Source organism: Mammaliicoccus sp. A-M4 (genome assembly GCF_022386955.1).
GTDB lineage: Bacteria > Bacillota > Bacilli > Staphylococcales > Staphylococcaceae > Mammaliicoccus > Mammaliicoccus lentus.
Window position 1 is genome coordinate 76,120 of the sequence record NZ_JAJNHH010000009.1, and the last position, 13,174, is coordinate 89,293.

Annotated in this window: 11 protein-coding genes; 4 read left to right on the plus strand and 7 right to left on the minus strand. The window is 31.6% G+C overall.

Translation table 11 applies throughout. The annotated features are described in order from the left end of the window. Positions 1-3: 3 nt before the first annotated feature. Positions 4-1,782 carry a DNA helicase RecQ gene (gene recQ, locus LQ682_RS08995; protein WP_017000374.1) on the minus strand — a complete coding sequence of 593 codons (1,779 nt, stop codon included), beginning with the start codon at positions 1,780-1,782 and terminating at the stop codon, positions 4-6. 21 nt (positions 1,783-1,803) lie between these two features. After that, entirely contained in the window at positions 1,804-3,675 is a 1,872-nt protein-coding gene (locus tag LQ682_RS09000) for an ABC-F family ATP-binding cassette domain-containing protein (RefSeq protein ID WP_239724129.1), read from the minus strand. A gap of 85 nt (positions 3,676-3,760) precedes the next feature. On the opposite strand from LQ682_RS09000, the gene LQ682_RS09005 reads away from it, so the two are divergent. Further along, complete coding sequence (locus tag LQ682_RS09005; RefSeq protein WP_017000376.1) at positions 3,761-4,576, plus strand: ZIP family metal transporter; 816 nt, start codon at positions 3,761-3,763, stop codon at positions 4,574-4,576. 108 nt (positions 4,577-4,684) lie between these two features. Here LQ682_RS09005 and ltaS read toward each other — a convergent pair whose 3' ends face one another. From ltaS to LQ682_RS09030, 5 genes are all read right to left on the minus strand, one after another. Continuing rightward, positions 4,685-6,625: a polyglycerol-phosphate lipoteichoic acid synthase LtaS gene (ltaS, locus tag LQ682_RS09010; RefSeq protein WP_017000377.1), complete on the minus strand. Its 1,941-nt coding sequence runs from the start codon at positions 6,623-6,625 to the stop codon at positions 4,685-4,687. A 182-nt stretch (positions 6,626-6,807) separates the two neighbouring features. Continuing rightward, the gene (locus LQ682_RS09015) at positions 6,808-7,830 is read right to left on the minus strand and encodes a 5-oxoprolinase subunit C family protein (protein WP_239724131.1); all 1,023 of its coding nucleotides are present in this window, start codon (positions 7,828-7,830) and stop codon (positions 6,808-6,810) included. Then, positions 7,821-8,522, minus strand: a complete 702-nt coding sequence (locus LQ682_RS09020) for a carboxyltransferase domain-containing protein (protein WP_017000379.1) — start codon at positions 8,520-8,522, stop codon at positions 7,821-7,823. Before LQ682_RS09020 ends, LQ682_RS09015 begins: the two co-directional genes overlap by 10 nt. 313 nt (positions 8,523-8,835) lie before the next feature. Continuing rightward, on the minus strand, positions 8,836-10,590 hold the full coding sequence (locus LQ682_RS09025) for a bifunctional chorismate-binding protein/class IV aminotransferase (protein ID WP_239724133.1): 1,755 nt from the start codon (positions 10,588-10,590) through the stop codon (positions 8,836-8,838). Next, on the minus strand, positions 10,562-11,167 hold the full coding sequence (locus LQ682_RS09030; RefSeq protein WP_167543713.1) for an anthranilate synthase component II: 606 nt from the start codon (positions 11,165-11,167) through the stop codon (positions 10,562-10,564). Before LQ682_RS09030 ends, LQ682_RS09025 begins: the two co-directional genes overlap by 29 nt. Positions 11,168-11,370: 203 nt before the next feature. Here LQ682_RS09030 and queC point away from each other — a divergent pair, with 203 nt between their 5' ends. The 3 genes from queC to queE are packed head-to-tail and all read left to right on the plus strand — an operon-like array spanning position 11,371 to position 13,173. After that, the gene (queC, locus tag LQ682_RS09035; protein WP_103268634.1) at positions 11,371-12,039 is read left to right on the plus strand and encodes a 7-cyano-7-deazaguanine synthase QueC; all 669 of its coding nucleotides are present in this window, start codon (positions 11,371-11,373) and stop codon (positions 12,037-12,039) included. Continuing rightward, positions 12,039-12,470, plus strand: coding sequence for a 6-carboxytetrahydropterin synthase QueD (queD, locus tag LQ682_RS09040; protein WP_103268635.1), 432 nt, complete (start codon positions 12,039-12,041; stop codon positions 12,468-12,470). The genes queC and queD overlap by 1 nt, the downstream gene beginning before the upstream one ends. Beyond that, entirely contained in the window at positions 12,463-13,173 is a 711-nt protein-coding gene (gene queE / locus LQ682_RS09045) for a 7-carboxy-7-deazaguanine synthase QueE (RefSeq protein WP_103268636.1), read from the plus strand. The genes queD and queE overlap by 8 nt, the downstream gene beginning before the upstream one ends. Position 13,174 lies beyond the last annotated feature (1 nt).

Genomic DNA, 13,174 nt, shown 5'->3' on the forward strand with positions numbered 1-13,174 from the left:
TTTTTAAATTGGTTGTTTATATTTTTTAATTGTATCAATAAATATTGGACAATAGTGTTTTAATTTATAACTACCTATTCCATCTATCATAATCATTTCTTTTTTAGATTCAGGTAGGCGTTTCGCAAATTGTTCTAAAATTTGGTCAGAAAAGATAGATAACGGGGATACTTCTAACTCTTTACTTAAGTCTTTTCTAACTTCAACTAGACGATTAAATAATGAGCGGTCTACATCTGTTATTGTTTGTATATCTACAATCTCTTTAGGTTTAGATTTAAATGGTGTTGTCATAATTTGTACATTACCTCTTAAAACTTCCATCGCTGATTGGTCAACACTCAATACTTCTTTATATTCATTTAAATATCCTTTAAACCTTAACTCGTCTAATAAATGGTGACATTCGTTTGTAGTATAATCTTTTAGTATTCCATAAGTACTTAGCTCTTCATACCCTAAAGATGTTATCTGAGTTGATTTCTCACCTCTAAGTACTTGTATAATCATATTCCTTTTTTCTTGTTGTTTTAATCTCGCAATGCAACTTAAAATTTTCTGTGCTTCAGTAGTCATATCGTATGATTTTTTAGCTTCTAAACAACTTGAACATCTTCCACACTCTTCAAGTTTTTCATCAGGGTTGAAATAATGAATCATCATCGCTTCAAGGCATTTCGTTGTCTTCGTGTATTGAATCATTTGTCTTAACTTCTCGCCTTGTTTTTCTTTATATTCATCATCCGCTTGGCTAGAAGAAATAAAGAATTTTTGTAAATCAATATCTCTATCAGAGAATAGCAATATACATTCACTGTCTAATTGATCTCGTCCTGCTCTACCTGCTTCTTGATAATAAGACTCGATGTCTTGAGGCATATTATAATGAATCACAAATCTCACATTAGATTTATCTATTCCCATTCCGAAAGCATTGGTAGCGACTGCTAATTTTATATCATCATCTATAAATTTTCTTTGTGCACGTTCTCTTTCTTCTTTCGGCAAACCAGCGTGATACATAACATTTTTTATATCTAAATCGTCAAAAGTCTCACTAAGTTGTTCTACTTGTTTTCTTGTTGAACAATAAATGATGCCTGATTGATTAATATGACTTTTTACATAATCTTTGACGAAGTTCAATCTTTGGTACGTACTATTTACTTTAAATGTTAAATTTTCACGTTTAATAGAAGTTTCAACAATATCTTGTTCTGCTATTCCTAGTTTCTGTGAAATATCTTCTTGTACTTCTTGAGTAGCCGTAGCAGTTAATGCAACTAATCTAAAATGATGTGGTAAACTCATAACATGAGTTATCACTTCTTGATAACTCGGCCTAAAATCATGTCCCCATTTAGATATACAATGGGCTTCATCAAATGCTATAAGTTGAATATTACATTTATTTATTAATTGTACAAATTGTGGTTGATTAAAGCGCTCTGGTGCAATATATAGGAATTTAACTTGTCCTGAAACAAGTTCTCTTTCTACTCTATTCTTCTCTTTATTTGTTAATGTACTATTTAAAAATTCAGCTTTAATCCCCATAGACCTTAAGCTGTCAACTTGGTCTTTCATTAAGGAGATTAAAGGACTGATGACAATTGTTACGCCATCTAAATAAAGTCCTGGTACTTGATAACAAATTGATTTACCTCCGCCAGTCGGCATAACACCTAATGTTGGTCGATGATCAATCACTTTATCAATAATTTCTTTCTGTCCATCTCTAAATTGTTGATACCCAAAGTATTCTTTTAAAATATTTTGCATCTATATTACACCTCTATATGCTTATAATCTGTCTGATAAGGATGACCAACGCATATAATCCTCTTCATATTGCGTTTCAATCGATGTCTTTTCTTGAGTCAATTCGTTTAATTTCTCATAGTTTGTAGCGTTATCTATCATTTCTTGTTCTATTTCTTCTAATCTTGTTTCGATATATTCTATATTATTTTCTAATTCTTCTAGTTCTCTTTTCTCTTTGAATGATAACCTTGCGTTCGCTTTTGGTTTCTCTTCTTGTTTAACTTCAGCTTTATGTTGTTGATTAGCTTTTTTATCTAATTCACGTTTATAAGCTAAATAATCTTCAAAAGTGCCTAACAATGGTTCTACTTGTTTATCATGTATATACCAATATTTATTAGCCACTTTATTTAAGAAGTATCTATCGTGACTAACTGTAATTACAGTTCCGCCAAATTCTGTAATATACGCTTCTAAAATTGTAAGTGTTTCTGTATCTAAATCATTAGTCGGTTCATCTAGTATAAGAACATTTGGTTCATGGACTAATAATTTTAATAAATATAAACGTTTTTGCTCTCCACCTGAAAGTTTATTAATTTGAGTACCATGTGTTTGACTAGGGAATAAGAAACGTTCTAGTAACTGCGTAACAGATACTACAGTACCATCTTTTTCTTTTGCCACTTCACTTTCTGCTCTTAAGTAATCAATCATTCTTTCATCAGAACTCAAACTATCATCTTGTTGTTTGAAATAAGCAATTTTAACAGTTTGACCAGTAATTAAGTTGCCTTGATATGACTGATCTAACCCACTAATAATGTTAAGCAAAGTCGTTTTACCCACACCATTTTCACCGACAATACCTATTCGGTCTCCTTTTTGTATGATTGTAGTGAAGTTTTCAAATAGTGTTTTATCACCTATAGATTTTGTAATGTCTTCTAGCTCAAATACTTGTTTCCCTAATCGAGAATGAGCTAAGTTAAGACTTGCTTCACCTTGAGTTTTCTTATTAGATAAATCTTCTTCTAGAGTATTAAATCTTTGTATTCTCGCTTGTTGTTTAGTAGATCTTGCTTTAGCGCCTTGTCTCATCCAATGTAATTCTTGTCTATATAGCGCTTTTTTCTTTGTATGTTGTTGAGCTTCTATTTCTTCTTTTTCTGCTCTTGCTTGAATATATGCTTCATAATTACCAGGATAACTTGTCAGTTTTCCATTAGACAACTCAACGATACGTGAAGCAACTTGATTTAAGAAGTGACGATCATGCGTAACGAACATAATGGTATGTGGGTATTGTTTAATATAATTTACAAGCCATTCTATACCTTCTATATCTAAATGGTTTGTTGGTTCATCTAATAAAAGCAAATCAGGTTTACGTATTAATTCTTTAGCTAATGCTACACGTTTCTTCTGACCACCACTTAATTCAGATATTTTTTTGTGGTAGTCATTTATACCTAATTTTGATAAAATTGTTTTGACCTCTGCACTGTAATCCCAGGCGTTCAATCTATCCATATGAGATTGATATTCCATCATTAAATCAAGGTCTTTAGATTCACCAGTTTGTTGATATTTATTCAATGCATTTTCATAATTTGCTATAACCTTCGTCATCTCTGTTTCATTATTTAGTACTTCATCTATTACAGATAAAGTTCCATTTAATTCAGGTTTTTGGCTAGCATATGCAATTTGATATTGATTAGGGTAAGATGTCTTTGCATCATAATCATCATCTATATTCGCGATGACCTTTAGCAAAGTACTCTTACCAGTTCCGTTAATGCCAACAAGTCCTATTCGTTCTTTATAAGAAACGGATAAATCCAAATCATTAAATATAACTTTATCACCATATTGTTTATTAAGGTGTTCAATTTTATATGCTTCCATGTTTTAACATCCTTTAGTTTTCTCAGTTTTCAATTAATATATTATACACTCTTTTTACAATAAAAGATACGAAGGAGCACAAACAATGCAAGAGTTTTTTACAACGCTTCCACCATATTTACAAGCATTATTAGCAGGTATTATCACTTGGCTACTTACAGCTTTTGGATCGTCATTTGTTTATTTATTTAAGAACATAGATACAAAAGTTATAAATACAATGCAAGGGTTTGCAGCAGGTGTGATGATAGCTGCTAGTTTTTGGTCTTTATTACAACCTTCTATAGATCAAAGTTCAGATTCAGCCATGCCTTGGTTACCAGCTGCAATTGGTTTCTTACTAGGTGGGGTTTTCATTAGATTATTAGACTTTGTCATTCCACATGCGCACCAAAATGCACCTGATAAAAGCCAAAGAGTTGAAGGACCAGACACTAAACTTGGAAAGAATACATTATTATTCTTAGCCATCACTCTGCACAATATTCCTGAAGGTATGGCAATAGGTGTAGCTTTTGGAGGTGTTGCTACAGGTAATGAAGGTGCTACTTTATTAGGTGCACTTGGTTTAGCGATTGGTATTGGTATACAAAACATACCTGAAGGCGCAGCATTATCTATGCCTATACGTGCCTCTGGTCTTTCAAGGTGGAAAGCATTTAACTATGGACAAGCTTCAGCGCTAGTTGAACCAGTATTTGCAATGTTAGGCGCATTATTAGTAGTTCTTGCCACGCCTATATTACCGTATGCATTAGCTTTTGCAGCAGGTGCGATGATATTTGTTGTCGTTGAAGAATTAATACCAGAATCACAATCAGGAAATAATACAGATTTAGCAACATTAGGATTAATGGGTGGATTTACGATTATGATGATATTAGATGTTGCATTAGGATAAACAGCAAATTGAACAATAAAAATAAGCATATCACTTTTCAACTAATATATTAGTTAAGTGATATGCTTATTTATTTTAAATTAAGACTTATGTCTCAAACTATTTTTCTTATTCTTCTTGATAGCCATTGCCAGATTTATATTCATAGCTTGATGGTTTTATTTTCTTGAAGTCTGGATTGTCATAGAATCTGAATAAGTCACCATGTAATAACTGATCTGACAATTCAAGTTCTTTTTCTACTTTATTTTTATTTTCTTGTAAGTCTTGCGGTTTAGTCTTCATCGGTTTGTTAGTCTTATTATCATAAACTGCGCTACCTATTGATTTATACTCAGGTGTAATGAAGTCACCATTTCTAAATGCTACTGTTTCATCGTGACCTTTTGATAATAAGTCTGTACCAAACATGATGTAGTTACTAGCGTCAATGCCTAATACATCTAGTAATGTAGGCATAACGTCTACTTGACCACCATAAGTTTCATCAACTCCACCTTCTAATCCAGGAACTTTCATAAAGAACGGTGTTCTATTTAAGTCCATAAATTTAGCAGGTGTAATCTCATCTTCACCTAATAGGTTTGCCATGGCTTTGTTATGGTTCTCAGAGATACCATAATGGTCACCGTAAATCATTATAACAGAGTCATCATAAAGACCTTCTTTTTTAAGTTGATTCACAAATTCTTCTAACGACTCATCTAAATAACGCGCTGTTTGAACGTAACCATCAAGCGTCGCACTACCTGTGTTTGGTTTTTCAATCGTTGCATCTTCTTTACTTAATGTAAATGGATAATGGTTAGTTAACGTAATTAAATGAGAGTAGAATGGTTCTTTCTGCTCTTTAAGATGTGCAATCGACTCGTCGAAGAACACTTTATCTTTAAGACCTAAGTTTTCTTGATTCTCTTGTTTCATGTCGTAATACGTTGCATCATAAAACTTATCAACACCAAAATGTTTATACACTTGATCTCTATTCCAGAATGTTTTGTAGTCACCGTGCATCACAGATGTTTCATAACCTTGTTTCTGGTTTAAAATCGCTGGTAGAGATTGATAAGTGTTATCTCCTTTTAATGAGAAAGCTGAACCTTGCGGAAGCCCGTAAATACTATTATCCATCGTTAACTCTGAATCGGCAGTCTTACCTTGTCCAGTTTGATGGAAAAAGTTTGGATAATATTTATATCCTTTATCACCTTTAGCAAGTGAGTTCAAGAATGGTGTAACTTCTTCCCCATTAACTTTAAAATCAATTAAGAATGATTGGAAACTTTCTAAATGAATTTTAATGACGTTTTTATCTTTGGCTATACCAAATGTTTCTTTACTAGGTTTTTGATATTTTTGCTTAGCATAATTTTTAACTTCAGTTAGATCATCTTCACTAGCTAACGCTTTTTGAGAGTTATTTTGAACTGTTTTAACACCATCATATACTGTGAAATTATATGGACCTAAATATTTAACTAAATATTTATGATCGAATGTTCTAGTAAGTAATTCTGGTCTATCAGCTTCAGCAAAAGCCAAATTTAAAAATGCTAATGCTACCGCAACGCCCATTACTACTGGAACGAACTTCTTAGGGAATGCTTTTGTATTAAGCCACTTGCTCTTAAATACAAGAACAAATAAGAATATAATCGTATCAGTGAAGTAAATAAAGTCGTACCATGAGAATGAACTATATACAGCACCAGACATAGATTCAACGTTACTTACTTGGTTCAATGTACTAAATGTTAAAAAGTCAGAGAAGAATCTAAAGTACACAACATTCGCATATAACAGGAATGTTAGTATAAATCCTCCTATGAAAATAAACCAATAAGATTTACGCCCTTTAAAGAATAAAAACACACTTAATATTAATGCAACTAAGCTATATGGGTTCATTAATAGTATTAAATTTTGTACTAGTCCCTTTACCCCAAGTGACAAGTCCACATAATAGGCAAAATAAGTCTTCAACGCAATCGCTAAAACGGTTAGCAAGAAGAACGTAAAGACGCCTATCTTCCTATTTTTTGATTTCATACCTTTCCTCCGTATCTCAACTCACATCAATTTCCTTTATAAATTCATTACAAATTATTGACCGTTGTAATATTCTTGTAATATTAATAGATGTTCAGTATTATAATTTATACTACTTTACAAAAAAATTCAACTAAAAACCTATATCTACCACAAAAAATGTGTAAAAGTACATATAACCGTCACATTTTATGTTTCGATTGTTTTTGCATTTCTTCTTGTAATTTATATTTTATGCCTGTCTTTATTTGTTTTACAAATTGTGCATGTTTTTTCATATTTTTTTCAGCTTCTTCAATACTTAATGTCCTAAAGATTATTTTGGAACCTTGTTTTTTCTGTGCAAGTTTATCTATGTGATATGAGGCAATAGTCCCTAGTTGAGGGTAGCTTGATAATGATTGATGATCATTCAACATAATAACGAGTTGATTTTCTTCATTTAATAAAACTGTACCTTTTTTAACGCTTAAGAATGATTGATCGTTAATTTCTCTATTAACGATTGATTCTCCCTCTAACGTTAATCCTGTTCTATTAAAACGATTGGATATCTTATACACTCTATTTTCTAGATTTTTTATTTCATCTTGTTTGAAATGTGACATACCTTCTCCTGAAATAATATGGAAGATGTCCGTGAAATAATTTAAAGCAAGTGTATATTGGTCTATACCCCAATCTGCCGTTTTAGTTTCTTCTAAATTGGCGAATAGTTTCTTTTGTAATGGTGAATAATTTCTAAAAAGCTCTATTTCATCGCCTTGTTGCAATAAACGTCCTTTATGTCCACCCATTCCTAATCTAATACTAGTAGATTTTGAACCTAACCATTCATCAGCCACTATTCCCCCTGCTATTGCAAGATATACCCTAGTACCTTTATGAGCATCCTCAAAACTGAGTACTTCTCCTTTATTCATTAAATGAATTTTATACGGTAATATTTTCTTGTCATCACGATATGCAGGAAAATGTGCACCGGTAATTGCAATTAATGTTGGTTCTGTAAATTGTATACTCGGCATTTTAAAAGTCATTTCTAACAATGCTTCATCTTCATCATTACCTACTAACATATTTGCTAATCTATGATTAAGTTGATCAATGGAACCATTTTTCACGATACCAATATGTTGGAATTTTTGTCTACCTAAATCTTGAATTGAAGTGTATAGACCAGGTTCTCTCATAATTAGTGACATGGTTTATACCCTCCACTCTCAATTGTTTCTCTATCTACAACATTTAAAACAACATCGTCACCAAAGTTTAATTTACATTTACTTTCTTCTCTATCAAACATTTCAACTTCTGTCCAACCTATAACTGGCCAACTACCATTTGTATCTGTAGTCGTAATAAAAAGCTTATCTCTTTCAATACATAAAGATCCTTTAGGAATAAATTGTTTATAACCCGAATTTTTAGAATGCAATCTGTGGCTTAACCCCGATAAGTATGGACAGCCTGGTGTGTGGCCAATCATAGAAACAAAGTATGTTCTTGATTCTAAAACTTGTATTTGTTCTTCATCTGACAAATCAGTTAGACCGTCAAAATCAGGCCCATATATCCCGCCTACAACCACATCGATTTCAACAGCAGTCTTACGAACTTCTCTATCCTTTAAGTCTTCTTTCTTTTTCTTAATTATACCTTCTATTAATTCATGCATATAATTGAAAGGTTGAGAAATATCATGATTCATCATCATATTATATGGGTGATAAACAACCATTAAACTATTTTCACTTGGTATAACCTCATCGATAAATGGCATATTTTTGTTTAGTATGTCCATTCTAAATTCATTTATTTCGTGCGTTAATTGTCTAGAAGGTTCTCTATCACTCATAACAGTTAGAGCAGAATCACCTTTAGGATATATGCGCATATAAAGACACCTCATTCTGTTTCGCTATATCATGTACCATTACTTGCGATAAAACACATCTGTTAAGTCTATAAAAACAGACGTAATTTGATTAACAAATAAACCTACAAATAATATTGATATCGCAAATCCTATATATAGAAAAGCAAAACTCTTCTTATTATTGTTTCTTCTCAAATGTGTTAACACAATATTCTTCATGTAAAAAACAACTAAAATGATAATTATTAAATATAATAATGCTAAGAACATTTATTTTCACCCGTCCTTATAAGATGGTATCTATTTTACTATTTGTCATCATAGATTGCCATCAAAATTTTAAATCTATCTCTATCCATTCTCTCAAACTATTAATCATAAACAGTTTAATTTTACGATTTTTAATACCATCTAATAACATATCCTTATTTATAATTCGTTCTTTTATTATTTCATCTCTTAGTAAAGATTGTCTCATACATCCATTTAAAATTTGATTACTAAATGGTGGTGTGAAGTAATCACCATCTTCAAAAATAACGACATTTCCAATATCAAACTCGGTTATTTGATTTTCTTCATTATAATATAATACAACATTCGTTTCATGTGAGTGTTCAAAATGCTTTCGCGCAGTAGTCTTATTGATTGTATATAACGTCGGAACTTCTTTAGCAAGCATTAATTGTGCTGTAAATGGTTTATTAGTATTACTCAATTCATTTATTTCCACTTGAAAATCTCCTAAGCGGTCCAATTCAATCCTTAACTTATATGTACCATTTGAGTGATTTTCTAAAGCGGTATCCAGTACATCATCCCATTGATTACGGTTAAAAGGGATATTCAATTCAGCAGCGCTTTTTTCAATTCTTCGAGTATGTTCTTTACGCCTGCTTACTTTTCCATTTTCAATACGTATAGTTTCTATTAAATGAACATTTGGATTATCTAGTATTTTTGTTTTCATTTTAAATTCTTTTATTTCTGCGTGAGGATTTGAATCAATTGTTATACCCGCCCCAACACCGTAGATGGATTTATCTTTCTTGTTTTGTATTGTACGAATTGGAACATTAAAAATATTTCTGCCATCAGGTAACATTAAACCGATTGTTCCACAATAAACACCTCTCGGTAATGTTTCAAGTTCATGAATAATTTTCATAGTTGATTCTTTAGGAGCGCCAGTTATCGATCCACACGGGAATAAAGCTTGTAATATATGATATAGACTTTGATTAGAGGAAATTTCGCTATAAATCGTACTCGTCATTTGATATACGGTCTTATATTTCTCAATCATAAATAAATCGGTTGTTTTTACTGTACCTGTTTTAGAAATTTTACTTAAATCATTTCTTAATAAATCCACAATCATAACATTCTCAGCTTTATCTTTATTAGATTGATTAAGAACATCGAAATTAATTTTATCTTCTTCGTTATTTTGTCCTCTAGCAATTGTACCTTTCATTGGTTTCGTAACAATGCAATTATTTTTATTACGATATGGACCAGTTTGGAAGAATAGTTCGGGTGATACCGAAATAATGCTTTCATTATCGTTCTCGATATATGCTTGATAATCACCATTTGATTCATAAGTTAATAATTTAAAATAATGATAAGGTTTTTTTATACGGTTTCCTATTAAACGCGTCGTATAGTTCACTTGATAAGTGTTTCCTTTAATAATTTCATTATGTATGAAATGTATATTAGATTGTATCGTTTCTTCACTATCAACTGGGTGCCAATTTATATTTTTTAAAGATGTTTCATAAGCAGACTCATTTTCAAATTGATTAACAGGACTTTTATAAACTTGTAACGATCCGTAGTTTTCTTGATCATTATATACTTGCAATGCTTTATCGAAAGCTGGCGCACTTTCATAAGGTAAACTTAAGACTACATAATAACCACTACTCTGATAATACTCTGCTTTATTTATTAATTTTTCAACCTCTTCGATAGTATTAGCAACCATATAATAAATAGGTTTTTCAAACTTTAAATTTAATTTTTCTATATTATCTTTATCATTGATATATTTAAATTGTATATGTGCTTTCAACTTCAACACCTACCTTCGTAAGAAAATTTGCAATTTGCTCTTTGCCAAATTCGCTCAAAATAGATTCAGGATGATATTGAACCGCTTCAATTGGTAAGCTTTTGTGTCTTATTGCCATTGGAATATTCCCCTCAACCGTCCATGCTGAAATAATAAATTCATCTGGAATACAAGTATCATCTGCTATTAATGAATGATACCTCGTTACATTAAATGAAGACGGTAAGTTTTGGTATATTCCTTTACCATCATGTTTAATAGCAGCAACATGACCATGAATAGGCTTTTGACCGTTTACTATTTTTCCATTAAACGTAGCTATTAATAACTGAAACCCTAAGCAAACACCTAAAATAGGTATGTGTTTATGTATTTGATACAAATTTTCCATCAGCTTTGGATAATCGTTAGGGTGTCCCGGACCTGGTGAAACAATAACAGATTTAGGGTTTAAACTATTAAGCATATCTATATTGATATCTTCATTTTTATAAATTCTAATTTTTTCATTAATAGTAATAATTTTTAAATATTCGATAATGTTGTATGTAAAAGAATCATGGTTGTCTATCATAATAATCATAAAAATACCTTCACTTTGTTTATTATTTTCAGACCTATCATACCATATCATAAACTTGCTTTTACAATTTGATTGTATTATCATTTGTATATTCAATAAACTAAGAGGTTCCTAGCTCATACCCTCTATAAAAAACTAGACACTTCGTCTACCTTTTTTATAGAAGGCAGGCTTTTTTTATGCCTTTTTAAAGGAGAAAGATTATGTCAGAAACATTAAAAAATGATAAAGCACTTGTCGTTTTTAGCGGTGGTCAAGACAGTACGACATGTATGTTTTATGCGAAAGAAAATTTTAAAGAAGTAGAACTCCTTACTTTTCAATACGGACAAAGACATGATTTAGAAATAGAAGTAGCAGAAAATATTGCTAAAGAACAAGGTTTGAAACATCATATTCTGGACATGTCACTACTTTCACAATTATCTCCAAACGCTTTAACAGATCACAATATGGAAATCGAAAATAATGAAGATGGTATACCAAACACATTCGTACCAGCTAGAAATTTATTATTCTTATCATTTGCTGGTGCACTTGCTTACCAAATCGGTGCTAAACATATCATCACTGGCGTTTGTGAAACAGACTTTAGCGGTTATCCAGATTGTAGAGATAGTTTTATTAAATCTATGAACTTATCTCTTAATTTATCAATGGACAAAGATTTTGTTATACATACACCTCTTATGTGGCTTAACAAACAAGAAACATGGGCGTTGAGTGATGAATTAGGTGCACTTGATTATGTTCGTGAACGTACATTAACTTGTTATAACGGTGTTATAGCTGACGGATGTGGTGAATGTCCTGCATGCAAATTAAGAAATCAAGGTTTATCACAGTACCTTGAATTGAAAGGAAGTCTATAATGTTACAACAAATATACCCTAGCGTTCAGCATCCATATGCTTTTGAACTAAATAAAGACTTTAATTTTTCAAGCGCACATTACATTCCTTATGAAGAATCTGGAAAATGCCATAATGTTCATGGGCATACATATTTCATTAATTTAACAATCGCTGGTGATGAATTGGACAAAATGGGATTTTTAGTGAATTTCAGTGAATTAAAATCACTTATACACAAGAGATATGACCATCGTTTATTAAATGATTTCGAAGAGTTTAAAGACAACAGCCCTTCAACAGAGCAAGTTGCTCAAACAATATATAATATTGTACAAGAATCATTAGATAATCGTGATAATAAACCTAAATGTGTACAAGTCTTTGTTAGAGAGACACCAACAAGTTATGTCGTTTATCGTCCTGTGAAACAGGGTGAAAATAATGCCTAAAATTCCTGTACTTGAAATATTTGGTCCGACTATACAAGGAGAAGGCTCGGTTATTGGAAGAAAAACCATGTTTGTTAGAACAAGTGGTTGTGATTATAGATGTAGTTGGTGTGATTCAAGCTTTACTTGGGATGGTTCTGCTAAAGACGATATTCGACTACTAGAACCTGAACAAATCCTTTCAGAACTAGATCAACTTGCTCCTAATCAATATCAACATGTCACTATTTCTGGTGGTAATCCAGCTTTAATTAAAAATATCGGCCCTCTTGTTGAAGCATTTAAAGAAAGAAAGATTCAAACTGCGCTAGAAACACAAGGTTCTAAATTTCAAGAATGGATGGTGGATATAGACGACTTAACAATCAGTCCTAAACCACCAAGCTCTGGTATGAAACCAAGTCTACCTATTTTGGATGACGTGATTTCAAAATGTACTAAAGAGAGTTTATCTTTAAAAGTTGTCATATTCGATGATGAAGATTATAAATTTGCTAAAGATATTCACGCTCGATACCCAGACATTCCGTTTTATTTACAAGTTGGAAACCCTTATTTAGATGATAGTGTTTCAAATCACACAGAGAAATTACTAAGTAAATACGAAGAACTTATAGATAAAGTCATGAACGATACACTAAACGATATATATGTATTGCCACAATTGCATACATTACTATGGAGCAATAAAAAAGGCGTATAGC

Bases quoted from the DNA above. Each gene is read 5' to 3' on its own strand.
- recQ (WP_017000374.1), bottom strand. From the start codon at position 1,782: ATGCAAAATATTTTAAAAGAATACTTTGGGTATCAACAATTTAGAGAT.
- LQ682_RS09000 (WP_239724129.1), bottom strand. From the start codon at position 3,675: ATGGAAGCATATAAAATTGAACACCTTAATAAACAATATGGTGATAAA.
- LQ682_RS09005 (WP_017000376.1), top strand. From the start codon at position 3,761: ATGCAAGAGTTTTTTACAACGCTTCCACCATATTTACAAGCATTATTA.
- ltaS (WP_017000377.1), bottom strand. From the start codon at position 6,625: ATGAAATCAAAAAATAGGAAGATAGGCGTCTTTACGTTCTTCTTGCTA.
- LQ682_RS09015 (WP_239724131.1), bottom strand. From the start codon at position 7,830: ATGTCACTAATTATGAGAGAACCTGGTCTATACACTTCAATTCAAGAT.
- LQ682_RS09020 (WP_017000379.1), bottom strand. From the start codon at position 8,522: ATGCGCATATATCCTAAAGGTGATTCTGCTCTAACTGTTATGAGTGAT.
- LQ682_RS09030 (WP_167543713.1), bottom strand. From the start codon at position 11,167: ATGATTATTATGATAGACAACCATGATTCTTTTACATACAACATTATC.
- queC (WP_103268634.1), top strand. From the start codon at position 11,371: ATGTCAGAAACATTAAAAAATGATAAAGCACTTGTCGTTTTTAGCGGT.
- queD (WP_103268635.1), top strand. From the start codon at position 12,039: ATGTTACAACAAATATACCCTAGCGTTCAGCATCCATATGCTTTTGAA.
- queE (WP_103268636.1), top strand. From the start codon at position 12,463: ATGCCTAAAATTCCTGTACTTGAAATATTTGGTCCGACTATACAAGGA.